The following is a 25,274-nucleotide window of genomic DNA, read 5'->3' on the forward strand; positions in this document are numbered from 1 at the left end:
CTCGGCGGGACCGCCGTGAGTGCGGTGCCGGCATCGGCGGCGGAGCGGGCCGCGACCTCCGGCGCGTTTATCAGGAGACCACCCGCGCCCCGGCCGCGGGCGCCGAAGTCACCCGCGCGGTGCGGCAGTCGCCCGATGCCAGCAGTGCCTCGGCCACCGTGGCCGCCGACTCCTCGTCCTTCGTCAGAAACGCGGTCGTCGGGCCCGAGCCCGAGACCAGGGCCGCCAGCGCGCCCGCCGCAGTGCCCGTGGCGAGGGTCGTCGCGAGGGACGGGCGCAGCGAGAGGGCCGCGGGCTGGAGGTCGTTGGTCAGGGTGGCCGCCAGGGCCGTCGCGTCGCCCGCGCTCAGGGCGGCGAGCAGGGCGGGGTCGGCGGCGGGGGGCGGGACGTCGGCCGCCGCGGTGAGGCGGTCGAACTCCGCGTACACCGCCGGGGTCGACAGTCCCCCGTCGGCGACCGCGAACACCCAGTGGAACGTGCCGCCGACGTCCAGGGGCGTCAGCCGCTCCCCGCGCCCGACGCCCAGCGCCGCGCCGCCCAGCAGGCTGAACGGCACGTCGCTGCCCAACTCGGCGCAGATGGCGAGCAGTTCGGCCTCGGTCGAGCCCAGCGACCAGAGCGCGTCGCAGGCGAGCAGTGCGCCCGCGCCGTCCGCGCTGCCGCCGGCCATGCCGCCCGCGACGGGGATGTCCTTGTCGATGTGGATATGGACGCGCGGCCCGATCCCGTGGCGCTCCGCGAGCGCGAGGGCCGCGCGCGCGGCGAGGTTCGTCGCGTCCAGTGGGACCTGGTGGGCGTCCGGGCCGGCGCAGGTGACGCGCAGTTCGTCGGCCGGGGTCACCGTGATCTCGTCGTGGAGACCGACCGCCAGAAAGACGTTGGCGAGGTCGTGGAAGCCGTCGGGGCGCGCGGCACCCACCGCCAGCTGGACGTTGACCTTGGCCGGTACGCGTACGGTCACCGCCCCCTCGGCACGTACCCCGGCAGCTGACTCTCCACCGCTCACGTCCGTCCCCCTCACGCCCGCTCCCTTCACGTCCGCCCCTGTCACGTCCGCCCCTGCCACTTCGGCGCCGTTCACGCCCCCGCCCCCTTCGACTCCGCGATCCGTGCGAACTCCTCCACCGTCAGCGACTCCCCCCGTGCCTGCGGCGAGATTCCCGCCGCGACCAGCGCCGCCTCCGCCGCCGGAGCCGACCCGGCCCAGCCCGCGAGCGCCGCCCGCAGCGTCTTGCGGCGCTGCGCGAAGGCCGCGTCCACGACCGCGAAGACCTCGGTCCGCGAGGCGGTCGTCGTGCGCGGTTCGGTGCGCCGGACGAGCGAGACGAGGCCCGAGTCGACGTTCGGCGCGGGCCAGAACACGTTGCGGCCGATGGCACCGGCGCGCTTGACCCGCGCGTACCAGTTGGCCTTCACCGACGGCACGCCGTACACCTTGTTGCCCGGCGCCGCCGCGAGCCGGTCCGCGACCTCCGCCTGGACCATGATCAGGGTGCGTTCGATCGTCGGGAAGTGCTCCAGCATATGGAGCAGGACGGGCACGGCGACGTTGTACGGAAGGTTCGCCACCAGCGCGGTGGGTGCCGGCCCCGGCAGCTCGCGCACCTGCATGGCGTCCGAGTGCACCAGTGAGAAATGGCCGGCGCGGGCCGGCATCCGGGCCTCGATCGTGCGCGGCAGCGCGGCGGCGAGGATGTCGTCGATCTCGACGGCCGTCACATGGCTGGCCGCCTCCAGCAGCGCCAGTGTCAGCGAGCCGAGCCCGGGGCCCACCTCCACGACCACGTCGTCGGGCCGTACGCCCGCGGTGCGGACGATCCGGCGGACGGTGTTGGCGTCGATGACGAAGTTCTGGCCGCGCTGCTTCGTGGGGCGTACGCCCAGGGCGGCGGCCAGCTCGCGGATGTCCGCGGGGCCGAGGAGGGCGTCGGTGACATCGGGGACGTCAGGGACGCCCGGGGCGTCGGGGGGCTCTGTGGTGCTCACCCGTGCAGCCTACGGCCGCAGTGCGGCCACGGACTCGCCCCCCTTTGCACATAGAGCTTCTTCGCCCGGAACGTCTGCTCACTGGCCGACGCGTCCTGCGGGCGTCCGCTGCCGCCGAGGGACTGCCAGGTGCCGGAGTCGAACTGGTAGAGCCCGCCGTACGTCCCCGAGGGGTCGACCGCGTCCGCCCGGCCGCCCGACTCGCAGGCGGCGAGGGCGGCCCAGTCGAGGCCGTCGGCGCCCGCGACGGAGGACGGCCGCTGCCTCGTACCGACCCTGACGCGCTCGGTGACGGGCGCGCGGACGATCTTCTCGGCGATCCTGCGGGGCTTCTGCTTGACGCCGTTGACGGCGCGCACCGCGTAGGTGAGGCGGCGCATCCCCGGTTCGCCCCGGTGCGTGACGACCTCGGTGCCGGTGAAGACCGAGGGGTCCCGGGTGCGTTCGACGTCGTACGGGATGGGCTCCTCGCGCACGATCTCGTCGGCGGTGACGCGCATCACGGTGATCGTCTGGCCGTCGCGCGGGAAGCTGTCGGGGTGCACCGAGGTGGTGTCCTCGCCGTGCAGGGTGAGCGCGGCGCCGGCCAGGGCGTCACGTACGGTCGCGGCGTTCGTACGGATGGTGCGCTCGCGCCCGTCGGCCATGAACGTCACGGTGCGCTCGGTCAGGACGTCCAGGGCCAGACCGCTGCGGGGGATCGCGGAGGAGCGCGAGACGGAGAGGAACGCGCCCTGCGCGCGTACGCCGAGCTGACGCAGCGCGCCCTCGACGGTGTCGGCGGTCGTCCAGATCTGGCGGCGCCGGCCGTCGAGGGTGAGCATGACGGGGCGGCCGTGGCGGACAACCACCGCGTCGCCGTTGGTGAGTTCGGCGCCGCGGCCGGGGGCCACGAGGTCGTGCGCGCCGATCTTCACGCCCTCGTCGGCGAGGAGTTCGTCCACGTCGTCGGCGAAGGTGTGGAGCGTGCGCGGGGTGCCGTCGACGCGGAGTTCGACCTCCTTGTCACTGGCGACGAACGCGGAGGTGCCGCCGGCCAGGAAGGCGACGACGAGAGCCTGCGGGACGATGCGGCGGCGGGAGACGCGAACGGGGTCGGGCGCCGGGTCCGGGGCGGGGGCCGCCGGTGGTGGCCGGTGCGGGACCAGCGCGTCGGTGGGGTCGAAGTACGGGAGGGTGGGCGCCGGTTCGGGGTGCGGCCGGGCGACGACGTCGACACCTCCCGCGTACTCGTATGCGTGGTCGGACCCGTACGCGTGTCCGTAAGCGTGCCCGTACCCCTGCTCGTACTCGTACCGTCCGGCACGGTGACTGCCCTGCGCATTGCTCACGACGCTCGACGCTCCACAACTCCGGTCTGGGCCCCCGATGCCCGGCGGACACTAGCGGAGCGACGGTCACTCTCCAAAGCAGCGCGACTACTCGGGGTCGCTGTTCGAGTCTGCGTCGAATCCGCCGCGCCGAGCCGGGCGGGACCGAACGGGACCGGCCGTGTCAGTACCCGAAAGCGCGCGCCGTGTTGGCCGAAATCGCCGCCGCCATCACGTCCTCACCGATCCCGCGCACCTCCGCCATCGCGCGCACCGTGACCGGAATCAAATACGGCACATTGGGACGTCCACGGTACGGAACGGGCGTCAGAAATGGCGCATCCGTCTCGACCAGAACGAGTTCGGACGGGGCGACGGCCAACGCCTCGCGCAGCGGACGCGCGTTCTTGAACGTCATATTTCCCGCGAAGGACATGAAGTAGCCTGCGGCGGCGCAGATTTCGGCCATTTCCGCGTCGCCCGAATAGCAGTGGAAAACGGTCCGTTCCGGAGCGCCTTCGTCGGCCAGCACGCGCAACACGTCGGCGTGCGCGTCTCGATCGTGGATCACGAGTGCTTTTCCGTGCCGTTTGGCGATCTCGATGTGCGCGCGGAACGAGCGTTCCTGCGCGGCCGTGCCGTCGGACCCCGTACGGAAGAAGTCGAGCCCCGTCTCGCCGACGGCCTTCACATGAGGAAGGGCTGCCAGCCGGTCGATCTCGGCGAGCGCGTCGTCCAGGGCCGCGGCCCCGCCCGCCTCGCGCGCCCCCTGGCGCGACCAGCCGTCGGGGTCCCCGTGCACGATGCGCGGCGCCTCGTTGGGATGCAGCGCGACCGCCGCGTGCACGGACTCGTGCGCGGCGGCCGTGTCGGCCGCCCAGCGGGACCCCTTCACGTCGCAACCCACCTGGACGACGACCGGCACTCCTACGGAGGCCGCCTTGGCGAGCGCGTCCTCGACGGTGCCGCTCTGCATGTCCAGGTGGGTGTGCGAATCCGCGACCGGCACCCGCAGTGGCTCCGGGGCCGGCGGCGCTTCTTCGGCGCGTGCGGCGCCTCTCGTGCTGTTGGCGCTCTTCGGGCTCATGGTCCCGATCGTACGAGGACCGCGCCCACCGGGCGGACCCCAGGTGCGGGCGCCTACTTGCGGTGGAAGGGGTGCAGGAGATCGGAGAGGTGCCAGTGGTGGTCCGCCTTCTCCCGCGCCCCCTCCGCGACGGCGGCGACGGCCGCTCCGCCCGCCTCGTCGGTCACCGGCACCGGCCTGGCGGGCTCGGGCTCCTTCGCCGGCTTCTGGGTCTTGCGCGCCTTGGGCTCCCTCGGCGTTCTGGGCGCCTTGACGGAGTTGCGCTGCTGGTTCATCAGGGAGTACGCGTGCACCGAGGACACCTGTCCCGAGCGCATGATGCGCACGACGTGGTGTCCGCAGTTGAGGCAGGTGGGACTCGACAGCGGTGAAGGCACCCGCAGTCCGTCCGCCTTGTAGACGACGTATTGCTGACCGGAAGCGTCCGTGTGGTGCTCTATGTCGTACGCCTGCTCCCAGCCGTGACCGCATCGCATGCAACAGAAAGCATATGCCTCGTGGGCGACGGCGTTGCCCGTTATCTCACTCATGCCAGCTCCTCTCCACTCGATCCAGTGGACGCCTGTTCCGGCGGGAGCGCATCAGCGCTGTCGATTAATGGCAGGCTCTTGGCCTCCTCATGCCGAAAGGGCTCGGCACACGGTCTGCGCTTTGCTTTTCAAGATAGTCCTTTACCGTCACGGGGGCTTGTCACGGCCGCATTCTTTGCCGCGACGACGGCATTGAACACGTCGCGTTTGGGCACCCCCGCTTCCGAGGCGACCGCGGCGATGGCCTCTTTACGCCGCTCCCCCGCCTCCTCCCGCACTCGTACCCTGCGCACCAGTTCCACGGGGTCCGTCACGGGCGCGCTCTCGGGTGCCCCCTCCACGACGACGGTGATCTCGCCCCGTACGCCTTCGGCCGCCCATTCGGCGAGTTCACCGAGGCCGCCGCGCCTGACCTCCTCGTAGGTCTTCGTCAGCTCGCGGCAGACGGCGGCCCGGCGCTCGGGGCCGAAGACCTCGGCCATCGCCACGAGGGTGTCGTCGAGCCGGTGCGGTGCCTCGAAGTAGACGAGGGTGCGGCGCTCACCGGCGACCTCCCGGAGCTTGCCGAGCCGCTCGCCCGCCTTGCGGGGCAGGAACCCCTCGAAGCAGAAGCGGTCGACGGGCAGCCCGGACAGTGCCAGCGCGGTCAGCACGGCGGACGGGCCGGGCACCGCGGTCACCTTGATGTCGCGTTCGACGGCCGCGGCCACGAGCCGGTAACCGGGGTCGGAGACGGACGGCATCCCCGCGTCCGTGACGAGCAGCACGCGGGCACCGCCGGCCAGCGCCTCGACGAGCTCGGGCGTACGGGCGCTCTCGTTGCCCTCGAAGTACGACACCACCCGGCCCGTCGTCTGCACCCCGAGCGCCTGGGTCAGCCTGCGCAGCCGCCGGGTGTCCTCGGCGGCGACGACGTCCGCGGTCGCCAGCTCGGAGGCGAGGCGCGGCGGGGCGTCGGAGGTGTCGCCGATGGGGGTCCCGGCGAGGACGAGGACGCCGGTCGGGGCTGCGGGGGCCGTTCCCCGGGAGGGCACAGTAGTCACGTACGCCATCCTCGCAGGGCGGCGGAGGGGCCCGTCCCCGGTGCCGCGCACCGCCCGCCGGGACCGGCTCCGGACCATCTGCCCGGACGCCGCACCGGAGCGTGTCGGCGCCGCCCGCACACCACCTGCACGCCTCCTCCGCGCCGTGTCCGCCGCCGTGTGCCCACGTCACACAGTCGCGTTCCCTACGATGGCGCGGTGACCAGTACTGCGCCAGAAGCCCTCCAGGGTCGGGACGCCGAGGACAGACCGCCGTCATGGCCCCAGCGGCTGCGGCGGTTCGGCTATGCGCCGAGACCGGTGATCGGGCTGCGCGAGCGCCTGGTGCCGCCGTACACGGAGCCGTCCCAGCGCCTGTGGATCGTGCTCGGCGTGCGCCCCCTGCTCGCCGACCGGCTGACCCGCTGGTCCGCCTGGCTCGGTCCGCTGCTGGTGGCGCTGGTCGCCGGGCTGATGCGGTTCTGGCACCTGGGCAGCCCCAAGGCGGTGATATTCGACGAGACGTACTACGCCAAGGACTCGTGGGCGCTCGTCAAGCAGGGGTACGAGGCGAGCTGGCCCAAGGACGTCGACAAGCTGATCCTGGCCGACCCCTCGCAGGTCCCGGTGCCGACCGACCCCGGGTACGTGGTGCACCCGCCGGTCGGCAAGTGGATCATCGGGCTCGGCGAGCTGATGTTCGGCTTCGACCCGTTCGGCTGGCGCTTCATGGTGGCCGTCCTCGGCACGCTCTCCGTACTGATGCTGTGCCGCATCGGCCGCCGGCTGTTCCGTTCCACGTTCCTGGGCTGTCTGGCGGGCGGGCTGCTCGCCGTCGACGGACTGCACTTCGTGATGAGCCGCACGGCGCTGCTCGACCTGGTGCTGATGTTCTTCGTGCTGGCCGCCTTCGGCTGCCTGCTGCTCGACCGGGACTGGGCGCGACGGCGGTTCGCGGACGCGCTGCCGGTGGACGCGGAGGGGGTGCTGCGGCCGGACACCGGCGTCGCCGAGGGCCTGCGGCTGGGCTGGCGGCCGTGGCGTCTCGCGGCCGGTCTGATGCTGGGGCTCGCCTTCGCGACGAAGTGGAACGGCCTCTACATCCTGGCCGCCTTCGGTCTGCTCACCGTCCTGTGGGACGTGGGCGCGCGGCGCACCGCAGGCGCCGTACGCCCTTGGCAGGCCGTACTCAAGCGCGATCTGCTGCCGGCCTTCGTCTCCACGGTCCCGGTCGCGATCGGCACGTACGTCGCCTCGTGGACCGGCTGGATCGTCACCGACAAGGGCTACTTCCGGGACTGGGCCGCGACCCAGGGCCAGGGCGGGATGTGGTCCTGGCTGCCGGACTGGCTGCGCAGCCTGTGGCACTACGAGACCGAGGTCTACAGCTTCCACGTCAATCTGACCTCCGGGCACACCTACCAGTCCAACCCCTGGAGCTGGATCGTCCTCGGCCGCCCCGTCTCGTACTTCTACGAGGACCCCAGGGGCGGCACGGAGGGCTGTACGGCGGCCCCGGCGGACAAGTGCGCCCAGGAGGTCCTGGCGATCGGCACGCCCCTGCTCTGGTGGGCGGCGTGCTTCGCGATCCTGTACGTCCTGTGGCGCTGGTTCTTCCGCCGCGACTGGCGCGCGGGCGCCATCGCCTGCGCGATCGCGGCGGGCTGGGTGCCGTGGTTCTTCTACCAGGAACGCACGATCTTCCTCTTCTACGCGGTGGTCTTCGTGCCGTTCCTCTGTCTGGCGGTGTCGATGATGATCGGCGCGATGCTGGGCCCGGCGGGCTCGGACGAGAGGCGCAGAACGATCGGCGCGGTGGGGGCGGGGGTACTGGTGCTGCTGATCGTCTGGAACTTCATCTACTTCTGGCCGGTCTTCACCGGGCAGACGATCCCCGTCGGGGAGTGGCAGGACCGGATGTGGTTCGACACCTGGGTCTAGGCCCTGTCCTCGATCGCCGGACGGGCTGCGTTTGCTGCCCGGCCGGCGATCGAGGACGAACCGGCCACCGGACGGAGCGGGTACATCCGGCCCGGTCACCGCGCCGGGGCGGCGCCCGGGGTGTCCGACAGCCTGTCCGTCGCGTCGCGCAGTTCCAGCCAGCGGGCGTGCAGTCGCTCGTAGCGCGCCGCCCGCGCCGCGTCGGGGTCGACCCGGCGCGGGGTGCCGATCAGGCGGGCGCGGATCGCGTCCAGGTCGGTGTCCAGGCCGGAGCCGATGAACGCCAGCGCCGCCGCGCCGAGCAGGGTCACATCGGGCTCCGGGGAGATCAGGAGCGGCCGGGCGAGGATGTCGGCGCGCAGCCGCGCCACATGGGCGCTGCGCGAGGAACCCCCGGCCAGCGCGACCGGCAGACCGCCCGAGGGATCGAGGCGGTCCAGTCCCTCGCGGACCGTGAAGGCCGCCGCCTCCTGGGCGGCCCGGAGCAGGCACGCGGCGTCGTGGTCGGGCCGCTGTCCGAGCACCGCGCCGCGGGTGCCGGACCGCCAGGTCGGGAAGCGAGCGCCCGTCATGCCGGGCAGCACGGTGAGCCCGTTCGCACCCGGCGGCACCGCGGCGAGTTCTTCGTCGGCGACGGTGCCGACCAGTGAGCGCCACCGGGCGACAGCGCCTCCGGTGAGCCCGGTCGCCCCGCCGGCGACGAATCGGCCGGGCAGGACGGAGGGGTTGAGTACGGCGCCCTGCGGTACGTCGTCGGGGCCCGGGAGCAGCCGGCCGATGACGTCGGTGGTCCCCGCGACGTCGGCGATGGCGTCACCGGCCCCGCCGAGGAGCAGACCGATGCCGACGGATCCGTCGGGGCCGCCGGCGATGACGGGAAGCCCGGCCGGCAGACCGGTGGCCGCCCCGGCCTCCCCGGTGAGGGCGCCGACCACGGATGTCGGCTCCGACTGCGGCGGCAGCGGTACGGGATCCAGACCGGCCTCCGTGAGCAGGCCGGTGTTCCAGGCGCGGCGGCGTACGTCGGAGGCCAGGGTGTAGGCGGCGCTGATCGTGTCGGAGGTGAGCCGTCCGGTGAGCCGGGCGACGAGGAAGTCCTTGGGCGACAGCAAGGCGTGGACCCTCGACGCGAGTTCCGGCTCCATGCCCAGGAGATGGGCGAGGGCACCGCCCGTCAGCGCCGGGCGGCCCGCGTCGTGCAGCAGCCGCCGCACCGTCGCGTCGCCGAGCGCCGCGAGGTGCGCCACGCCCCGGGTGTCGGCCCAGCCGCCGCCGCGCCCGAGGGGCCGGAGCGCGGAATCGACGGCGACCGTGCCGATGTGGGCGGCGATGGCGAGCGCGGCGGGGGCCGGTCCGCCGCAGACGCCCGCCAGCGCGGCCCGTACGTCCCGTTCCAGTTCGTCCGCGTCGAAGGTGTCGCCGCCGAGTCCCGACGTGCGGGCGATCCGCCGCTGGGCGAGGACTTCGCCCCCCACGCCGATCGCGACGGCCCGCACGGCCGAGGTGCCGACATCGACCGCGATGACGTGGGCGCTCATTCGGCGTCGATCCTCAGCAGGAAGGGGAATCCGGGCAGCGTCCAGCTCGTGGTGAACTCGACGATCTCGCCACGCGATCCGTAGGTGGTGCGGCGCACCACCAGCGCGGCCCCGCCGGGTTCGGTTTCGAGCAGGTCCGCCTGTTCGGCGGTCAGCAAAGTGGCCGTCATGGACTGGTCTGCGTGGCGCAGTTCGACCCCGAAGCGCTCCGTCAGGGTGCGGTAGAGGGAGCCGTCGAGCAGTGGCTCCCGGGACAGTGACGGAGCCACGGAGTAGGGGATCCAGGCGTCCTGGAGCGCGGCGGGCGAGCCGTCGACGAGACGTACACGGGTGAGCCGGTTCACCGTGTCGTCCGCCGTGCCTCCGAGGACCTCGGTCACATCACCGGGCGCGGTCGTGGTCCCGCAGTGGATCAGCCGCGTGGACGGCTCACCGCCCGTGCCCTCGATCTCCTCGGCGAAGGAACGCAGCCGGTTGAGCCGCCGCCCGCGATCGCCGTGCCCGCTGACGAACGTGCCGCTGCCCTGCCGCCGTACGACGAACCTCTCCGAGTCGAGCAGGTCCAGGGCCTGCCGCACGGTCATCCGGCTCACCCCGTACTGCCTGGCCAGGTCCGTCTCGCTGGGCAGCCGCGCCGAGGGGGCCAGGGCGCCGGACCTGATCCGGGAGACGAGGTCGTCGTAGATCACCTGATACCTGGGTGCGCGCGCCATGGTCAGATGGCTCCCGACCTGCGGAGTCGGGCCATGTCCTGGTCGGACAGCCCGAGGATGCCGCCGTAGACGTAGCTGTTGTCCTCGCCGACCCGAGGTGGCGCCTTGCGGACCATGGGCGGGGTCTTCTCCATTTTGATCGGATTACCGGGCATCCGGATGTTACCGAGTTCGGGATGCTCCGATTCAACGATCATGTCACGGGCGGCGATCTGCGGTGACTCGGCCACTTCCGCGACCGAGGCGACCTTGGCGTAGGGCACGCCCACCTCTTCGAGGGTCCGCGCGATGGCCTCCCTCGTACGGCCCGCCGCCCACGCCCCGATCTCGCCCTCCAGGAACTCCTGGTGCGTCATCCGGCCCTCGACACGGGCGAAGCGCGGGTCGTCGGAGAGATCCGGCCGCCCTATCACCGCACAGAGCTTCGGGAACAGCGAGGCGGTGCCCGCCTGGATGTAGATGGGTCCGTCCGCCGCCTCGTAGACGTTGACCGGCGCCGTCAGCAGATCGCGTGAGCCGCTGCGTGGCATGTCCTGGCCGAGCATGAGCTGGGACATGAGCCGGATGCCGAGCGCGGAGAACATCGTGTCGAAGGACGCGATGTCCACGAGCTGGCCCTCGCCGGTGCGTTCGCGGTGCAGGATCGCCAGCAGGGCCCCGATCGCGCCCTGGTAGCCGGTGGTGTAGTCGGCGATGTAGGTGCCGCTGAGGGTCGGTTTGCCGTCCGGCTCACCGGTCATGTCCATCAGCCCGGACGACGCCTGCGAGATGGCGTCGAACAGGGCGCGGCGCGAGTCCGGACCGGTCTGGCCGAAGCCGGAGATGGACACCAGGATGATGTCGGGGTTGATCTCCTTCATCCGCTCGTAGCCGATGCCCATCTTCTCGATCGTGCCCGGCCGGTAGTTCTCCACGACGACGTCCGCCCAGGCGATCAGCCGCTCCAGGATTGCGAGCGCCTCGGGGTGGCGGGTGTCCAGGGAGGCGTCGTACTTGTTCCGGTGGTAGAGGAACATGTAGACGCTCTCGTCCCGGTGGTACGGGCCGTGGTGCCGGGAGTCCTCACCGCCCGGCCGCTCGATCTTGACCACCTCCGCTCCGAAGTCGGCCAGGATCTGCGCGCAGAGCGGGCCCGCGATGAAGCGCGAGAGGTCGAGCACCTTCACGCCGTCGAGGGGTGTCGGACCCGCCGCCCCCTTCGGTGCCGCGTTCGCGTTCGGCATTGCCGCTGTCACCTGCTTCCTGCTCCTGCTTCTACTTCTTCGGCGCCACGAACGAGGGGAACGTCCAGGCGTTGGCAGCACGGTCGATCGGTACGTCGAGTATCACCGGCGTGCCGGCCGCGAAGGCGTCCGCGACCCGCTGCCGCAGCGCGGCCAGGCCGGTGACGACCTCACCGTCCACGCCCATCGCGCGCGCCACCATGCCGAAGTCGACGGTGCCGAAGTCGACGCCCGTGGTGCGGCCGTCGAAGTGCAGCTCCTGCTCCTGGCGGATGTTGCCGTAGCTGGAGTCGTTGAGGACCACGACGCAGACGTTGCCGCCGACGCGTGCGAGGGTCTCGATCTCGCCCATGCTCATACCGAGGGAGCCGTCCCCGATCAGCGCGAGCACGGGGCGCCGCGGGTCGATCAGCGACGCCGCGATCGCCGACGGCAGCGCGAATCCCATGTTCCCGAAACCGACGGGCTTGATGTAGCTGTTGGGCCGCTGGATCTCCCAGAGGAAGGACCAGACGCCCGGGTTGCCGGCGTCCGGGATCAGCAGCGTCTCCTCGGGCGACACCTCGCGCAGGGTGCGGACGATGTCGGCAGGGGACAGCGGGCCCTCGGCGGCGGTGTCCGTCACCTCGGACGCCTGCCACCAGTCGGTGCGCGCTTGGGTGAGCGAGCTGATCCACTCGGCGCGTCCGGCCTTCGCGTCGGCCGCGTGCCCGGCCGTCGCGGTGACCAGGTCACGGGCGAACGCGCCGAGGTCGCCGACGACGCCCTGGGTGATCTCGGAGTAGTAGCGCCCGATCATGGCCGGCTCGACGTCGACCTGGATCATCTCGGGCAGTTCGCGCCGCCAGCGGGTGGTCGACACGGCGTTGAGGCTGTTGCCGAGCGCGAGTACGAGATCGGCGTCGCCGAGGACCTCGCCGGAGAGCGTGGTGCCCATCCGGCTGACGGCCCCGAACACCAGCGGATGGGTGGTCGGCACCGACCCGATGCCGTTGAAGGTGGTGACGACCGGGATCGAGAGCGCGTCGGCGAGCGCCAGTACGTCCTCGCTCGCCCGCGCGCGGTTGCCGCCGTTGCCGAGCCAGATGACGGGCCGTTCGGCGCGCAGCACCCGTTCGGCGACCCTGGCCAGCGCGACGGGGTTGGCGGACGGCCGCTCGGTGACCCACGCGCGGCTCGGGTGGACGGCGGGCACCACCGGCGGGTCGGTCACCTGTCCCTCGATGGTGTCGCGGGCGAAGTCGAGGTGGACGGGGCCGGGGTTGCCGGTGAGGGCGTTGACGTACGCCTCCTCCATCGCCTGCTTGATGGACGAGCTGTGTGCCACCAGCCGGGAGTACTTGACCAGCGGCTTGAGCAGTTCGACGTGGTCGGCGTTCTGGGCGTCGTCCTTGTGGATGTTCTCGCCGTTGTTGTTGCAGGTGAGGACGAAGCCGGGGCTGGAGTCGCGGTAGGCGCCGCCGACGCCGGTGAGCAGGTTGGTGGCGCCGGGGCCGGTGGTGGAGATGCAGGCGGCCGGGGTGCCGGTGAGCCTGCCGTAGGCGTCCATCATCACGGCCGCGGCGTTCTCGTGCCGGGTGTGGACGAGCTGGATGCCGGGGGTGTCGATGATCGCGTCGGTGATGGCGAGGGTCTGGCCGCCCACGACGCCGAAGACGTACTCGACGCCGAGGGAGGTCAGAAGGTCTACGACGACCTGGCCGCCGGTCTTGGAAGTGCTCATCTGCGAAGATCCCGTTTTCTGTGTCGGTGCGGTGGTGCGGTCGGTGAGAGGTGCGAAGTGGGGGTGGGAGCGGTGCGGTCGCTCAGGACGCGGGGACGGTCACGGCGGCCCAGCCGGCGGTGAGGAGACGGTTGTCGGCGTCGCGTCGTACCCAGACCTCCAGATCGACGCGGAGACCGTCGTCGACCGGGGTGACGGCGGTGACGACGCCGGTCGACGTGAACGGCTCGAACACCTCCAGCGGAGCGAGGAACTTGACCCGCAGCCAGCCGCCGGTGAGGAACGACGGACCGGCGCGCAGGGTGAGCAACTGGGCCAGTACGCCGAACTGTTGCTGCCCCTGCACGATCGGCACCGGCAGGCCGCCCGCGCGGGCGACGTCGATGTCGTTGTGGATGTTGCGCACGTACTCGCCGACCCGGCTGAAGACCGCGGCCTGTTCGGCGGTCACCGTCTTGTTCAGCGGCGCCAGTACGTCACCGGGCCGTACGTCCGGTCCCAGGGTGTGAGAGGTCCGCGCGCCCTCGGGAACCTCGCCGGTGACACGGCGTTCGGGCGCCGCCGATCCGCGTCCGCCGATGGCGCCGGGGTCGGTCTTGAGGATCTCCACACCGCGATGGCGGACGACGCTGCGCCCGTCCTCGCCCGTGGCGGTGGCCTCCATGACGACATAGCCCTCGCCGCGGCGCCGGTACGCCTCGGTGTACGTGCCGCTGAGGGTGACGACCTCGTCGAGGACGGCCGGGCTGTCGAACCACATCTGTTCCTCGGTGTGGTACCCGACGACCTGGCTGGCCGCGTAGACGAGGGTGAAGAGCTGCACGAGGTCGTTGCCCAGCAGCGCCGCGTGCCCGACGCGCTTCCCGTCGAACGGACTCTCCGTCAGATGCCAGGGGGAATGGTCGTCGTGGGTGAAGGCGTACCGCTTGATCTTGTGGTCGTCGACGACGACCCGCACGGTGCCGAGGTCCTCGGGAATGTCGAGGTTCTCGAACTCCGGCTCCTTGAGCCCCTCTTCGAGCCTCTCGGTCGCGCCCGCGCGGCGCGGGTCGGTCAGATCCCGCCACGGACGGGCATTCGGTTCCGTCATCGTGCCTTCTCCGTCTCGTCACCGACACGTGTCATGTCGATGCGGTTGGTCTCGGGGGCCAGGTACGCGCACAGCAGTCCGATGAGCAGGGCCGCGACGGTGATGGCCGCGATGGGCCAGGGGTCTCCGCCGGTCGCCGCCAGCAGGGCGGTCGAGGCGAGCGGCCACAGTCCGATCAGGACGCTGGGGATCTGCGCCGCCAGGGAGATTCCCGTGTAGCGCACCTTCGTACTGAACAGCTCGGCGAAGAAGGCCGGTTCGACGCCGTAGACGGCGCCGACGCCGATCGCGTACGCCACGGCGTAGGCCACGTACATCAGCACCAGCGCGTCGGCGTCCAGGACCCAGAAGAAGGGGAACGTGACGACCACGCCCACGAGGGAGCCGATGATGAAGACCGTGCGCCGGCCGATGCGGTCGGACAGCTTCCCGAAGAAGTAGTACGTGTATATGGCGAGCGCGGCGGCGATGCTGCTCGCGACGAGGACATGGGTGCGCGGGATGTCGGTGTAGTTCTCGGCGAACGTCAGACCGATGGTGAGGATGATGTAGCCGAAGACCGCCTCGCCGAGGCGCATGCCCATGGCCAGGAGCAGTGGCCTCCTGAACCGCTTGAACAGTTCGGTGATCGGCATGCGCTCCCTGGCCTGCTCCTCGGCGGGCTGCTTCTCCAGCTCCTCCTGCGCGGCCTGGAAGGCGGGTGTCTCGGTGAGCTTGAACCGGATGAACAGGCCGACGGCGATGAGTACGGCACTGAGCAGGAACGGCACGCGCCAGCCCCAGCTCATCAGTGCCTCGTCGGGCAGCGTGGACACGATCGCGAAGATGCCCGTGGAGAGCACGAGCCCGACCGCGTTGCCGATCTGCGGGAAGCTGCCGTAGGCGCCGCGTTTGTGCGCCGGGGCGTACTCGACGGCGACCAGTGAGGCGCCTCCCCACTCGCCGCCCACGCCGAATCCCTGGATGAGCCGCAGCAGGACGAGCAGGATCGGGGCCCATATGCCGATCTGGTCGGTGGTGGGCAGGAGGCCGATGAGGAAGGTGGAGACGCCCATCAGCATGAGCGTCGTGACGAGGGCGGCCTTGCGGCCGAACTTGTCACCGAAGTGTCCGAAGACCACCCCTCCGACGGGGCGGGCGAAGAAGCCGACACCGAAGACGGCGAACGCCGACAGGGTGCCGATGATCGGGTCGTCCTCGTTGGGGAAGAACAGCTCCCCGAACACGAGGGCGGCGGCGGTGCCGAAGATGAAGTAGTCGTACCACTCGACGGCGGTGCCGACGAGGCTGGCGACGGCGGCTCGTTTGGCGAGCTTGGTCCGTTCCTGCTCGGTGGTGGGCGGGGTGGTGGCTGAGTGCGCCATGGATGACTCCGTTGTCGATCTCACTGACGTGTGGGGACGGGGGTGCGGGGGCGGGGACACGGCGGGTCAGACCAGGCGCGTGGGGCGCTCCGGGTCGGTGTCCACCTGGGCTGACGCCCACCCGAGTGCGGTACGGGTGCCGTCGGCCTTGTCGACCCAGACCTCCAGTTCGAGCCGGTCGCCGGTGACTCCGGCGACAGCGCCGCCGGCGGTGAGTTCGTCGCCGACGAAGGCGGGGGAGACGAAGCGGAGGTCGAGTTCACCCGAGGTGAAGAACGCCTTGCCGAACACGTCGATCAGGTTGGCGATGAGGAAACCGGTCTGCTGCTGGGCCTGGACGATGGTGCGGTCCAGGCCGGAGGCGGCGGCCTTGTCGGGGGCCGTGTGCACGTTGGCGTAACCCCGCCCGGCCCAGGAGAAGACCGACATCTGGTCCTGGGTGAAGACCGTTGTCCGCCGTGGCAGGGCGGCGCGTGCGGGGGCGTCGGGGCGGGCCCGGTCGAGAGCGGGGACGGTGGTGTCCACCGTGCCGAGCACGGTGCGTGACCGCACGTCGCCCGCCGTACGGTTCTGTCCGGTGATCTCACCGGCGACCGCCCGCATGATCTCTTTTCCGGTGTGGCGCACCAGCAGCCGGCCGTCGGCGCCGCGCGCCTCCGCGTCCAGGGCGACATAGCCCTGGCCCCGGCGTTCGTACTTGTGCGTGTAGCCGCCCTCGATCGTGACCGTCTCACCCACCTTGACGGGCGAGTGGAACGTCAGGTGCTCGTGTGTGTGCAGGCCTTGGGCGGTGTTGCCGTCGTACTTCTCGTAGAAGAGGAACAGCAGGTCGTTGGCGAGTACGAGGGGGTGTCCCACGGGGCCGCCGAACGGGGAGTCCTGGAAGTACCAGGACCCGAAGTCGTCCTCGCTGTAGGCGTGGTCGAGGACCTTGCGCCGGTCCACGGTCACGGAGACCGGGCCCATCGGCTCAGGAATCTCGACCAGCTCGTAGCGGGCTTCTTTCAGATGCGATGTCCGCGATTCCATGGTCACCTCCGCGTCGTGGCCCGGCGGGCTCAAATTAGTCTAGACGACTAGTCCTTACGCTACGTTCGCGGAATCGGCCGTGTCAACGGTCGTGCGAGGAGTCGTGTCGACGGTTGGCGTCAACGCGCGTCCGCACACGTCCGCCGCCTGATGACGCCCTCATCGCGGTCCGGTAACGGGCCCTTCCGCGTTCACCCGCGTCCCGTAGAGTGCGAAACAATTGCCCCTTGAACACGTTCAAACGTGGCGGGGGCGCTCCTGGGGGGAGGGGACCGCACCCATGCGCAGTGGAACGAAGGTCGCCATCGTCGGCGGCGTGTTCGTCGTGGTGGCCGGTGGTATCGGGTACGGGGCGTACAACGTCCTGGCCGGCGAGGGGGGCACGGAGACCAGGTCGGCATCGGCCGAGGTCCGGACGGGACCGCTGAGCGCGGAGGAGATCAAGAACGCCGCCGAGCAGTTCCTGACCGCGTGGGCCGAGGGCAAGGACCCCGAACTCGCCGCCACGTACACCAACAATCCGGCCGCCGCGAAGGAAGCCGTCGCCGGGTACGGCGAGCAGGCGCACATCACCGGGGCCGTGATCACTCCGGGGAGGGCGACGGGCGCGAAGGTGCCCTTCACCGTGGAGGCGACGGTGAAGTTCCAGGGGCTGAGCAAGCCCCTGTCGTACGCCTCCGAGCTGACCGTCGTCCGCGGGCTGACCAGCGGGAAGCCGCTGGTCGACTGGGTCCCGACCGTCATTCATCCGAAGCTGACGAAGAACACGAGCCTGGTCACCGGCGAGGCCGCGAAACCGCCGATCAAGGCGGTCGACCGCAACGGGACCGAGCTGACCGCCGAGAGGTACCCGTCACTCGCGCCGGTGCTCGACCAACTGCGGGCCAAGTACGGGGAGAAGGCGGGCGGCAGGTCCGGCGTCGAGACGTGGATCCAGAGCGACGGTGACAGCGCGCCCCGCACGACACTGCTGGCACTCTCCACGGGCAAGCCCGGCGAGCTGAGGACGACGCTCGACGCGAAGGTGCAGGGGGCGGCCGAGCAGGCCGTGAAGAAGTACGACGAGGCGTCCGTCGCCGCCGTGAAGCCGAGCACCGGCGAGATCGTCGCCGTCGCCAACAACCGCGAGGACGGCTTCAACGCGGCGATGCTCGGCAAGCAGGCGCCGGGGTCGACGATGAAGATAGTGACGGCGGCGATGCTGCTGGAGAAGGGCCTGGTCGGCGCGAACCAGCCGGCCGAGTGTCCCAAGACGGTGCTCTACCAGGGCACTTCGTTCCACAACCTGGACCAGTTCGACATCAAGGGCGGCAACTTCACGCAGAGCTTCGCCCGCTCCTGCAACACCGCCTTCATCAAGCTGATCGACGACACGAAGGACGACCACGCGCTGCCCGCGGAGGCCCGTGAGGTCTTCGGCCTCGGGCTGAACTGGCAGACCGGCATAGCGTCGGCGGACGGCAGTGTGCCGGAGTCCGCCGGGGGCGGGGCCGCGGCGCAGTACATAGGTCAGGGCACGGTCCAGATGAACGTGCTGAACATCGCGTCGGTCACGGCCACCACGAAGGACGGCACGTTCCGCCAGCCGGTCATCGTCCCGCGCGACCTCGACGACCGCCAACTGGCGGTGGCCGAGCGCCAGTTGCCGGGCGCGGTGGGCCGGCAGCTGCGCGACATGATGCGGGCGACGGCCTCGTGGGGCACGGGCAAGGCGGCGATGTCCGCGCTCGGCGGCGACAAGGGCGCGAAGACGGGCTCCGCCGAGGTGGACGGACAGGCCACGTCGAACAGCTGGTTCACCGGCTTCCAGGACGACCTGGCGGCAGCGGCGAGCGTAGAGGCGGGCGGCCACGGCGGCGACGCGGCGGGCCCGGTGGTCGCGGCGGTGCTGGCGGCGGGGTGAGGGGGCGGCGCGCGGACGGCGCCGGTCGAGCGTGACGGTGCGAGAGTGCGTGCGACACGCGTCCCGGGTCCGGCGGGTACGACCGACAGGGCGCAGGGTCTGTCGGCCGGATCAGGCCGGATCAGGGAGCGCGCGCCGCGGCTGCGGCCGATGCCATGTTGGTGCGTGCGGTCGCGAGACGGAAGGGGAGGCACGGCGGGAGCCGTGCCTCCCCTTCCGTCGCCGACGCGGCGGCGTGCGTGCCAGGGACCACGAACCCGGCAGGATCCGACCGACAGGGCCTAGCCCAGCGCCGGGGCCCGGTACGGGCGGAAGAACGCGCGCAGTTCCTCCGCGTAGATCTCGGGCTCCTCGAAAGCCGCGAAGTGGCCGCCGCGCGCGGGCTCGGTGACGCGTGCGACGTTCGCCGTGCGGTCGAGCCACGCGCGCGGCGGACGGACGATGTCGCCGGGGAAGAGCGAGAAGCCGGACGGCACCTCGACCCGGCGGGCGAGCTGCTCGGGCGGGATCGCGGCGTTCGCGCCGTACATGCGCATCGACGATCCGATCGTGCCCGTGAGCCAGTAGAGCGTCACGTTCGTGAGGATCTCGTCCTTCGTGAAGCTGCGCTCGATGTGGCCGTCACAGTCGCTCCACGCGCGCATCTTCTCCACGATCCACGCGGCGAGCCCGGCCGGTGAGTCGGTGAGCCCGAAGGCGGCGGTCTGGGGCTTCGTACGGTGCATGGCCGCGTACGCGCCCTCGCTCGCGCCCCAGGCCGCGGCGGACTCGATCCAGGCTCGTTCCTCGGGCGCGAGGTCCGCCGGATCGCCGGTGAAGACGGGCACGCCCGCGTCCGTACGGTGGACGGCCACGACCCGGTCCGGGTGGTCGAGCGCGAGGTAGCGGCTCACGTGGCTGCCGATGTCCCCGCCCGCCGCGCCGAACCGCGCGTAGCCGAGAACGCCCATGAGTTCGGCCCAGAGACCGGCGACGTCGATGGAGTTGAGGGGCGGGCCGGTGGGACGGTCGGAGTACCCGTAGCCGGGCATGTCGGGAACGACCACGTCGAACGCGTCCGCGGGGTCGGCGCCGTGCGCGCCGGGGTCGGTGAGGAGCGGGACGACCTTCGCGTACCGCCAGAACGAGTCCGGCCACCCGTGGCTGAGGACCAGCGGCAGCACAGGGCCGGTCGGCGCGACGGCGGGCGCGTGCACGTAGTGGATGCCGAGGCCGCCGAGCGTGACGCGGAAGCGGGGCAGCCGGGCGAGGGCCGCCTCCTGGGCCGGCCAGTCGAACTCGTTCGCCCAGTGGTCGACAAGCTCGCGGTGGTGGGCGAGGTCGGTCCCGAGCGACCATCCCGCGTTCTCGGGGGCGTCCGGCAGGCGCGTCGCGCGCAGCCGCGCTCGGAGGTCGTCGAGGGCGGCGGGAGCGGTCCGCGCGGTGAACGGCACGGGACGGGGTGAGATATCCGGCATGCGACGCATCCTACGGAGCGGGCAGACCCGCACCGCCCCGTGCCACTCCGGGGACGCGCACCGCGGAGCACGGCCGCCCCGCCCTCAGTCCAGGCAGAACTCGTTGCCCTCGGGATCGGTCATCACGATGAACCCGGCGCTCAGCGGCGGGGCGGGCTCGTCGCGGCGTACGCGGGTGGCTCCCAGGGCGGTCAGCCGGTCGCACTCCGCCTCCAGTGCCGCCATCCGCGCCTCACCCTCCAGTCCGGGGGCCGCGCGGACATCGAGGTGGACGCGGTTCTTGGCGACCTTGTCCTCCGGCACCTGCTGGAAGAACAGCCGCGGGCCGTGGCCGTCCGGGTCCTCGACGGCCGAGCGGGCGTTGCGCTGCTCCTCCGGTACGCCGATCCGCGCCAGGAAGTCGTCCCACGCGGCGAGCGGGTCGGCGCCCTCCGGCAGATCGACGCCGGGCGGGGCCGGGTGGACGTAGCCGAGTGCGTCGCGCCAGAAGGACGACAGCGCCTGCGGGTCGTGTGCGTCGAAGGTGATCTGGAGGTGGCGGCTCATCGGGTGGCTCCGTTCGTGGTAGGCGTCATGTGCGTGTGGTGGTAGAGGTCGCGCAGCAGGCAGACCTCGGACAGATGGTGGATCAGCTCACGGTGGATGTGCAGCACCAGATCCGCCGTCGGGGCCTCGGGATACGGCTCCTTCGCGCCGATCGGAACCTTGAGCCCGGCGTCACCGAGGCCACGCACCCCGGCCAGCCAGGCGTCGAGCTGTTCCTCCAGCTGCGCGAGCGCGGTCCGGGCGCTCGCGGCGTACTCCCAGGTCTCGTACGACGCCGGCGGCCCGCCGAAGTGCGCCGCGTTGCGCGCGGCGAGCACGCCGACGACGACATGGCCGAGCCGCCAGGCGATCGTGGTGAAGGCCGCCGGATCCGGGCCGGGGTGGGCGTAGTCGATCGTGAAGTCCCCGGCGCCGAACCGCAGCGGCGCCGTCGACTCGCCGAGAGGCCGCACGCTCCAGGCGTCCGGCGCCGGCGACCAGAAGTACTCGTCGTCGGTGAGGCCGTCGAGCCGGGCCCGCAGTTGATGGTTCCAGTGGAACTCCCACTGCTCGCGCAGCGTCCGGTTCCAGTCGAGTTCGTCCGCTTCCATGGAGCCACCCTCACACCCATGGCGGACAGGATCGGTCCGCTGTCTCTGTCAGGGTGTCGGCATGGATACGTCGGCGAGCGGTGACGGGCGGGGTACGACGGAGCGGAGCACGACCGAGCGGGGCACGACCGAGCGGGTACTCACCCTGCTCGGACTCCTGCAACAGCGACAGGTCTGGACCGGTCCCGAGCTGGCCGACCGGCTCGGCGTCACGACGCGCACGGTGCGGCGCGATGTCGAGCGCCTGCGCGTGCTCGGCTATCCGGTACGGGCCGGCCAAGGCGTCGGCGGCGGCTACCAGCTCGGCGCGGGGCAGGAGTTGCCGCCGCTGCTCCTCGACGACGAGGAGGCGATCGCCACCGCGGTCTCCCTGCTCGTCGGCGCGGGCGGTGCGGTCACCGGCGCCGGCGACGCCGCGCTCCGGGCGCTGACCAAGCTCGACCAGGTACTGCCAGTCCGGCTGCGGCACGAGGTCCGCGCGCTCTCCGGCTCGGTGGAGTTCTTCGGCGGAGGGCGCTCGCCGGTCGACCCCGATGTGCTCATGACGCTGGCCAGGGCCTGCCGCGACGAGGTCGAGACCGGCTTCGACTATCCCTCGGGCGGCGAGACGCGACGGCGGCGCTGCGAGCCGTACCGCCTGGTCGCCTCCGACCGGCGCTGGTACCTCCTCACCTACGACCTCGACCGCGACGACTGGCGTACCTTCCGCGTCGACCGGATGACCGCGGTGTCGTTGCGCACCTGGCGCTTCCGCCCGCGTACCGCGCCCGACGCGGCGGCGTACGTACAGGAGGGCGTGGCGAGCCGGGTCTACGCGCATCGGGCGCGCTTCCTCGTCCACGCCTCCGCCGACACGGTGCGCGAGCAGATCCCGGGGGCGGCGGCCGTCGTGGAGGAGCGAGGGGACGGACGCTGCGAGGTGGTGAGCGGCGGCGCCCGCCTCGACGCCGTACTGATGCATGTGCTGCTGCTGGGGCACGACTTCGAGGTGCTCGACCCTCCGGAGCTCGCGGAGCGCTGCGGCGCGCTGGCGGAGAGGCTGCGGGCGGCCGGTACGACGGGTCCACCAGGTGTCTGAACGCCGGTGAAACGCGTTCGCACCGCCCCTCCCCCGGCCGCTAGCGTGCCCGTCATGACCAACCCCGACGGCACGCCTGACACCGCCCCCGCCGCGCATCCCCGTTTCGTCGAGGCCCTGCGCGAACTGGGCCTCGACGACCTCACCGGCCAGATCCGCGCCTTCCCCGACGCCACCCGCACCGCGGCCGAGGCCGCCGCCGCCATCGGCTGCGAACTCGGCGAGATCGTCAAGTCGCTGATCTTCGAGGCCGACGGCGTCCCGGTGCTCGTACTGATGGACGGCGCGTCGCGCGTCGATGTGGAGCGCGTACGGCAGGAGTTGGGCGCCGGGGCGGTCAAGCGGGCGCGCGCGGATCTCGTACGGGAGACCACCGGCTACGCGATCGGAGGCGTACCGCCCTTCGGCCACCGCACCCGGACGCGTGTGCTCGCCGACCGGGGGCTGCTCGACCACGACGTGGTGTGGGCGGCGGCCGGCACCCCGCACACGGTCTTCCCGATGGACCCCAAGAGCGTGGTCTCGTACGCCGGCGGCACGCTAGTGGACGTTCGCGAGCGCATGGCGTGACCCCGGCCGTCGCCGCCGCTGTCCTCCTGGCGGCCGTCACCCACGCGACCTGGAACGCGATCGCGCACACCATCAAGGACCAGGTGGTCGCCTTCACGCTGATCGCCGGCGGTGGCGCGCTGATCGGCGCGGTCGCCGTGTGCTTCGCACCGTTCCCGGCGTCCGGCGCGTGGCCGTATCTGATCGTCTCGGCGGTGCTCCACCTCGGCTACCAGGCGCTGCTGATGCGGTCGTTCAGCCTCGGCGACTTCGGCCAGATGTACCCGATCGCGCGCGGTACGGCGCCACTGCTGGTGACCGTCCTGGCGGCGGTCTTCGTCGGCGAGTCCCTGGACGGCTGGCAGGCGACCGGCGTCGCGGTGGCCTCGGCGGGGCTGGTGGGCGTTGCCCTGTGGGGCATGCGGAGCGCGGAGACGAAGCCACAGTGGCCCGCGCTGACCGCCGCGGTCGCGACGGGGGTCTCGATCGCCGCGTACACGGTGGTGGACGGGGTGGGCGTCCGCGAATCGGGCACACCACTCGGCTACATCGGCTGGCTGATGATTCTCCAGGGCTCGCTGATCCCGCTGTACGCGCTGTACGCACGCCGCCGCCGGCTCCTCACCCAACTCCGCCCCCACGCACGCCTCGGCCTCCTCGGCGCGACGCTCTCGGTGGGCGCGTACGCCCTGGTGCTGTGGGCCCAGACGCAGGCGGCCCTCGCCCCGATCGCGGCACTGCGGGAGTCGTCAAGGAACGCTTCGGCACACCCCGCATCGCGGCGGCCGGCCTGATGGTGATCGGCATCGGCCTGATGCTGCGGACGAGTTGAGCGAGGGAGGAGCGGGGCCCGCCCCCGGCCGGGCCGCGCTCGTGTCTCCGCCCCGCTCAGTCCGGTCGGCGCCCACCGCTCGCGCGATCAGCCACCAGACCTCCCGTCTGCCGTCGACCCACACACCGTGCAGGTCGACGGCAGACGGGACGAGGGCAAGGAAATGGCGCGTAGTCGTGGCAGACGTGTTGTAGCCGACGGGCGGCGCAGACTCGAAGTCCCACCCACGCGGGTGTCTGGCTCTGCGTTGGAAAATCACTCAACTAGGAGCAAACCCGGAGGTGCTTGGAGCACAATGCACGCGTAGGCGGCGCTCGTGCGTCACACGCCTGTGTGCACGACAGCCTTGGCACACTCAGATGGCCAGGAATGGGTGACGGGGGAGAAAGAGATGGCCGATCCTACCGAATTGATGCTGAAAGATCTCGCGCAGAGTTACACGGAAAGACAAGTCTCCAACGCATTTTTGCGACTTTATGCGGATGACACTCAATTTGGTCGCGCTTTCGCCAGCATTCATGAGCGTCTGAACGGGCATTTCGAATCCATTAACGACAGAGCTGGAACAACTCGCCACTATTGGGCCGATTCAAGCAGAGAGATGATCACACTCTGCAAAGAAACGGACGACATTCTCCAATCCCTTAAGAGTGTCGGCATAGAAGTGCGGCTCACGGACACCTATGCGGCAGCCATAGAAAACTGTCAATCATGGCTCACGCAAAGCGGAGGCAGCGCCGTACCGGATGACTTCGAAAAGATCAAAATCATCAAGTACGAGCCCATCCTGTCTCGCCCCGGCACCGAACTTCACTTGAAAAAGTCCACCGCACGCCCCCGGTTGCAGTTGATCGGCGAGGGGTCATATGCGCATGTGTTCTCCTTCATTGACCCGGACTACGGCATCAAATTCGCGGTCAAGCGCGCCAAAAAGAACATGGACGAACGCGATCTCCACCGCTTCCGACAAGAGTTCGACATTCTAAAGCGTCTGAGTTTCCCATACGTTGTTGAGGTGTATCAGTACGATGCAACTCGCCACGAGTACAAGATGGAGTTTTGTGAAGCCACGCTTCGCGACTACATCAAAAGACGCAATAACATGTTGCCCTTTGCGGCACGAAAGAGAATTGCGCTGCAATTCCTGTACGGCATCAACTACATCCACACCAAAGACCTACTTCATCGCGACATCAGCCTTCAAAATGTCTTGGTGAAAACCTTCGACGGTGGAGCCGTTTTGGTGAAGCTTTCGGACTTCGGCCTCGCCAAAGACAGGACCTCTGAATACACTCGAACGAAAACAGAAATGCGCGGGACAATCCGAGATCCTCTACTGGTCAGCTTCAAAGAGTATGACGCACGCAATGAGATCTATTCGATTGGGCATGTTCTTTCCTATATCTTTACCGGCAAGGAAGCCTTGATGTCTCAAGCGGACGCAGCGAGCGACATTGTGAGAAAATGCGTGGCGCACGATGTTGCTAACCGGTACCAGACCGTTCGTGGCCTAATCGGTGACGTTGAGAAACTGGAAGCGACCCCTACGGACGCGCCCGCCTGAAATTCATGGACGACAGTGCAGGCTGATGCAGGCCCGTTACTCACCCGGTTCTGCACTGCCTTGTCGTTGCGACGTGGGTCAGCATCGTGATCTCGCCGGCTGCGGCGGGCGTTAACTCCAGTCGCACCACGCCCAATCCGTCTATTGAGGCGCTGGCGCGGAGTTGACCTCCGGTCGTGTCGATGCCTGCCGCTGTTAG

Annotated in this window: 21 protein-coding genes and 1 pseudogene; 6 read left to right on the forward strand and 16 right to left on the reverse strand. The window is 70.6% G+C overall.

Features of this window, described 5'->3' with window-relative positions:
* Positions 1 to 70: 70 nt before the first annotated feature.
* From SSPS47_RS12765 to rsmI, 6 genes are all read right to left on the reverse strand, one after another.
* Positions 71 to 1,021 carry a 4-(cytidine 5'-diphospho)-2-C-methyl-D-erythritol kinase gene (locus SSPS47_RS12765; protein ID WP_239064874.1) on the reverse strand — a complete coding sequence of 317 codons (951 nt, stop codon included), beginning with the start codon at positions 1,019 to 1,021 and terminating at the stop codon, positions 71 to 73.
* A 56-nt stretch (positions 1,022 to 1,077) separates the two neighbouring features.
* Positions 1,078 to 1,986, reverse strand: coding sequence for a 16S rRNA (adenine(1518)-N(6)/adenine(1519)-N(6))-dimethyltransferase RsmA (gene rsmA / locus SSPS47_RS12770; protein ID WP_164251116.1), 909 nt, complete (start codon positions 1,984 to 1,986; stop codon positions 1,078 to 1,080).
* The gene (locus SSPS47_RS12775) at positions 1,983 to 3,317 is read right to left on the reverse strand and encodes a resuscitation-promoting factor (protein WP_239064875.1); all 1,335 of its coding nucleotides are present in this window, start codon (positions 3,315 to 3,317) and stop codon (positions 1,983 to 1,985) included. The genes rsmA and SSPS47_RS12775 overlap by 4 nt, the downstream gene beginning before the upstream one ends.
* A 163-nt stretch (positions 3,318 to 3,480) precedes the next feature.
* Entirely contained in the window at positions 3,481 to 4,383 is a 903-nt protein-coding gene (locus tag SSPS47_RS12780) for a TatD family hydrolase (protein ID WP_164251118.1), read from the reverse strand.
* Between the two features lie 53 nt (positions 4,384 to 4,436).
* Positions 4,437 to 4,913: a hypothetical protein gene (locus SSPS47_RS12785; protein WP_164251120.1), complete on the reverse strand. Its 477-nt coding sequence runs from the start codon at positions 4,911 to 4,913 to the stop codon at positions 4,437 to 4,439.
* 128 nt (positions 4,914 to 5,041) lie between these two features.
* On the reverse strand, positions 5,042 to 5,956 hold the full coding sequence (gene rsmI, locus SSPS47_RS12790) for a 16S rRNA (cytidine(1402)-2'-O)-methyltransferase (protein WP_239064876.1): 915 nt from the start codon (positions 5,954 to 5,956) through the stop codon (positions 5,042 to 5,044).
* Between the two features lie 198 nt (positions 5,957 to 6,154).
* On the opposite strand from rsmI, the gene SSPS47_RS12795 reads away from it, so the two are divergent.
* Positions 6,155 to 7,876, forward strand: a complete 1,722-nt coding sequence (locus SSPS47_RS12795; protein ID WP_164251130.1) for a phospholipid carrier-dependent glycosyltransferase — start codon at positions 6,155 to 6,157, stop codon at positions 7,874 to 7,876.
* A gap of 95 nt (positions 7,877 to 7,971) precedes the next feature.
* Here SSPS47_RS12795 and SSPS47_RS12800 read toward each other — a convergent pair whose 3' ends face one another.
* The 7 genes from SSPS47_RS12800 to SSPS47_RS12830 all read right to left on the reverse strand — a co-directional run bounded on the left by SSPS47_RS12800 (position 7,972) and on the right by SSPS47_RS12830 (position 16,556).
* Complete coding sequence (locus SSPS47_RS12800; protein WP_164251132.1) at positions 7,972 to 9,414, reverse strand: FGGY-family carbohydrate kinase; 1,443 nt, start codon at positions 9,412 to 9,414, stop codon at positions 7,972 to 7,974.
* Complete coding sequence (locus tag SSPS47_RS12805; protein ID WP_239064877.1) at positions 9,411 to 10,127, reverse strand: GntR family transcriptional regulator; 717 nt, start codon at positions 10,125 to 10,127, stop codon at positions 9,411 to 9,413. Before SSPS47_RS12805 ends, SSPS47_RS12800 begins: the two co-directional genes overlap by 4 nt.
* Positions 10,128 to 10,129: 2 nt before the next feature.
* Positions 10,130 to 11,350 carry a CoA transferase gene (locus SSPS47_RS12810; protein ID WP_164251134.1) on the reverse strand — a complete coding sequence of 407 codons (1,221 nt, stop codon included), beginning with the start codon at positions 11,348 to 11,350 and terminating at the stop codon, positions 10,130 to 10,132.
* Between the two features lie 31 nt (positions 11,351 to 11,381).
* Positions 11,382 to 13,073: a thiamine pyrophosphate-binding protein gene (locus SSPS47_RS12815; RefSeq protein WP_164251136.1), complete on the reverse strand. Its 1,692-nt coding sequence runs from the start codon at positions 13,071 to 13,073 to the stop codon at positions 11,382 to 11,384.
* Between the two features lie 82 nt (positions 13,074 to 13,155).
* Positions 13,156 to 14,163, reverse strand: a complete 1,008-nt coding sequence (locus SSPS47_RS12820) for a MaoC family dehydratase (protein WP_164251138.1) — start codon at positions 14,161 to 14,163, stop codon at positions 13,156 to 13,158.
* On the reverse strand, positions 14,160 to 15,527 hold the full coding sequence (locus tag SSPS47_RS12825) for an MFS transporter (protein WP_164251140.1): 1,368 nt from the start codon (positions 15,525 to 15,527) through the stop codon (positions 14,160 to 14,162). Before SSPS47_RS12825 ends, SSPS47_RS12820 begins: the two co-directional genes overlap by 4 nt.
* A 66-nt stretch (positions 15,528 to 15,593) precedes the next feature.
* Positions 15,594 to 16,556 (reverse strand): MaoC/PaaZ C-terminal domain-containing protein, encoded by a 963-nt coding sequence (locus SSPS47_RS12830; RefSeq protein WP_164251142.1) that lies wholly within the window; start codon positions 16,554 to 16,556, stop codon positions 15,594 to 15,596.
* Between the two features lie 280 nt (positions 16,557 to 16,836).
* Here SSPS47_RS12830 and SSPS47_RS12835 point away from each other — a divergent pair, with 280 nt between their 5' ends.
* Positions 16,837 to 18,459: a penicillin-binding transpeptidase domain-containing protein gene (locus SSPS47_RS12835; RefSeq protein ID WP_164251144.1), complete on the forward strand. Its 1,623-nt coding sequence runs from the start codon at positions 16,837 to 16,839 to the stop codon at positions 18,457 to 18,459.
* Positions 18,460 to 18,740: 281 nt separating this feature from the next.
* On the opposite strand, the gene SSPS47_RS12840 is transcribed toward SSPS47_RS12835, so the two are convergent.
* The 3 genes from SSPS47_RS12840 to SSPS47_RS12850 all read right to left on the reverse strand — a co-directional run bounded on the left by SSPS47_RS12840 (position 18,741) and on the right by SSPS47_RS12850 (position 21,052).
* Positions 18,741 to 19,916 carry an epoxide hydrolase family protein gene (locus SSPS47_RS12840; protein WP_164251146.1) on the reverse strand — a complete coding sequence of 392 codons (1,176 nt, stop codon included), beginning with the start codon at positions 19,914 to 19,916 and terminating at the stop codon, positions 18,741 to 18,743.
* An 84-nt stretch (positions 19,917 to 20,000) separates the two neighbouring features.
* Positions 20,001 to 20,462, reverse strand: a complete 462-nt coding sequence (locus SSPS47_RS12845; protein ID WP_164251148.1) for a VOC family protein — start codon at positions 20,460 to 20,462, stop codon at positions 20,001 to 20,003.
* Positions 20,459 to 21,052 carry a DinB family protein gene (locus tag SSPS47_RS12850; protein WP_164251150.1) on the reverse strand — a complete coding sequence of 198 codons (594 nt, stop codon included), beginning with the start codon at positions 21,050 to 21,052 and terminating at the stop codon, positions 20,459 to 20,461. Before SSPS47_RS12850 ends, SSPS47_RS12845 begins: the two co-directional genes overlap by 4 nt.
* Before the next feature lie 61 nt (positions 21,053 to 21,113).
* Between SSPS47_RS12850 and SSPS47_RS12855 the strand changes: the two genes are divergently transcribed.
* The 4 genes and pseudogenes from SSPS47_RS12855 to SSPS47_RS12870 all read left to right on the forward strand — a co-directional run bounded on the left by SSPS47_RS12855 (position 21,114) and on the right by SSPS47_RS12870 (position 25,075).
* Complete coding sequence (locus tag SSPS47_RS12855; protein ID WP_164251152.1) at positions 21,114 to 22,130, forward strand: YafY family protein; 1,017 nt, start codon at positions 21,114 to 21,116, stop codon at positions 22,128 to 22,130.
* A 54-nt stretch (positions 22,131 to 22,184) separates the two neighbouring features.
* Positions 22,185 to 22,700, forward strand: coding sequence for a YbaK/EbsC family protein (locus SSPS47_RS12860; protein ID WP_164251154.1), 516 nt, complete (start codon positions 22,185 to 22,187; stop codon positions 22,698 to 22,700).
* Positions 22,697 to 23,511 (forward strand): annotated as a pseudogene (locus SSPS47_RS12865) (EamA family transporter). The gene SSPS47_RS12860 and the pseudogene SSPS47_RS12865 overlap by 4 nt, the downstream one beginning before the upstream one ends.
* A gap of 391 nt (positions 23,512 to 23,902) precedes the next feature.
* On the forward strand, positions 23,903 to 25,075 hold the full coding sequence (locus SSPS47_RS12870; protein ID WP_164251156.1) for a protein kinase family protein: 1,173 nt from the start codon (positions 23,903 to 23,905) through the stop codon (positions 25,073 to 25,075).
* Positions 25,076 to 25,274: the final 199 nt, after the last annotated feature.

Source organism: Streptomyces sp. S4.7, from assembly GCF_010384365.1.
Taxonomy (GTDB): Bacteria; Actinomycetota; Actinomycetes; order Streptomycetales; family Streptomycetaceae; genus Streptomyces.

What these genes read in the sequence shown, in the direction of transcription:
- SSPS47_RS12855 (WP_164251152.1), top strand. Translation starts at nt 21,114, where the DNA reads ATGGATACGTCGGCGAGCGGTGACGGGCGGGGTACGACGGAGCGGAGC.
- SSPS47_RS12830 (WP_164251142.1), bottom strand. Translation starts at nt 16,556, where the DNA reads ATGGAATCGCGGACATCGCATCTGAAAGAAGCCCGCTACGAGCTGGTC.
- SSPS47_RS12805 (WP_239064877.1), bottom strand. Translation starts at nt 10,127, where the DNA reads ATGGCGCGCGCACCCAGGTATCAGGTGATCTACGACGACCTCGTCTCC.
- SSPS47_RS12835 (WP_164251144.1), top strand. Translation starts at nt 16,837, where the DNA reads ATGCGCAGTGGAACGAAGGTCGCCATCGTCGGCGGCGTGTTCGTCGTG.
- SSPS47_RS12780 (WP_164251118.1), bottom strand. Translation starts at nt 4,383, where the DNA reads ATGAGCCCGAAGAGCGCCAACAGCACGAGAGGCGCCGCACGCGCCGAA.
- SSPS47_RS12850 (WP_164251150.1), bottom strand. Translation starts at nt 21,052, where the DNA reads ATGGAAGCGGACGAACTCGACTGGAACCGGACGCTGCGCGAGCAGTGG.
- SSPS47_RS12860 (WP_164251154.1), top strand. Translation starts at nt 22,185, where the DNA reads ATGACCAACCCCGACGGCACGCCTGACACCGCCCCCGCCGCGCATCCC.
- SSPS47_RS12810 (WP_164251134.1), bottom strand. Translation starts at nt 11,350, where the DNA reads ATGCCGAACGCGAACGCGGCACCGAAGGGGGCGGCGGGTCCGACACCC.
- SSPS47_RS12815 (WP_164251136.1), bottom strand. Translation starts at nt 13,073, where the DNA reads ATGAGCACTTCCAAGACCGGCGGCCAGGTCGTCGTAGACCTTCTGACC.
- SSPS47_RS12785 (WP_164251120.1), bottom strand. Translation starts at nt 4,913, where the DNA reads ATGAGTGAGATAACGGGCAACGCCGTCGCCCACGAGGCATATGCTTTC.
- SSPS47_RS12825 (WP_164251140.1), bottom strand. Translation starts at nt 15,527, where the DNA reads ATGGCGCACTCAGCCACCACCCCGCCCACCACCGAGCAGGAACGGACC.
- SSPS47_RS12800 (WP_164251132.1), bottom strand. Translation starts at nt 9,414, where the DNA reads ATGAGCGCCCACGTCATCGCGGTCGATGTCGGCACCTCGGCCGTGCGG.
- SSPS47_RS12820 (WP_164251138.1), bottom strand. Translation starts at nt 14,163, where the DNA reads ATGACGGAACCGAATGCCCGTCCGTGGCGGGATCTGACCGACCCGCGC.
- SSPS47_RS12845 (WP_164251148.1), bottom strand. Translation starts at nt 20,462, where the DNA reads ATGAGCCGCCACCTCCAGATCACCTTCGACGCACACGACCCGCAGGCG.
- SSPS47_RS12840 (WP_164251146.1), bottom strand. Translation starts at nt 19,916, where the DNA reads ATGCCGGATATCTCACCCCGTCCCGTGCCGTTCACCGCGCGGACCGCT.
- SSPS47_RS12870 (WP_164251156.1), top strand. Translation starts at nt 23,903, where the DNA reads ATGGCCGATCCTACCGAATTGATGCTGAAAGATCTCGCGCAGAGTTAC.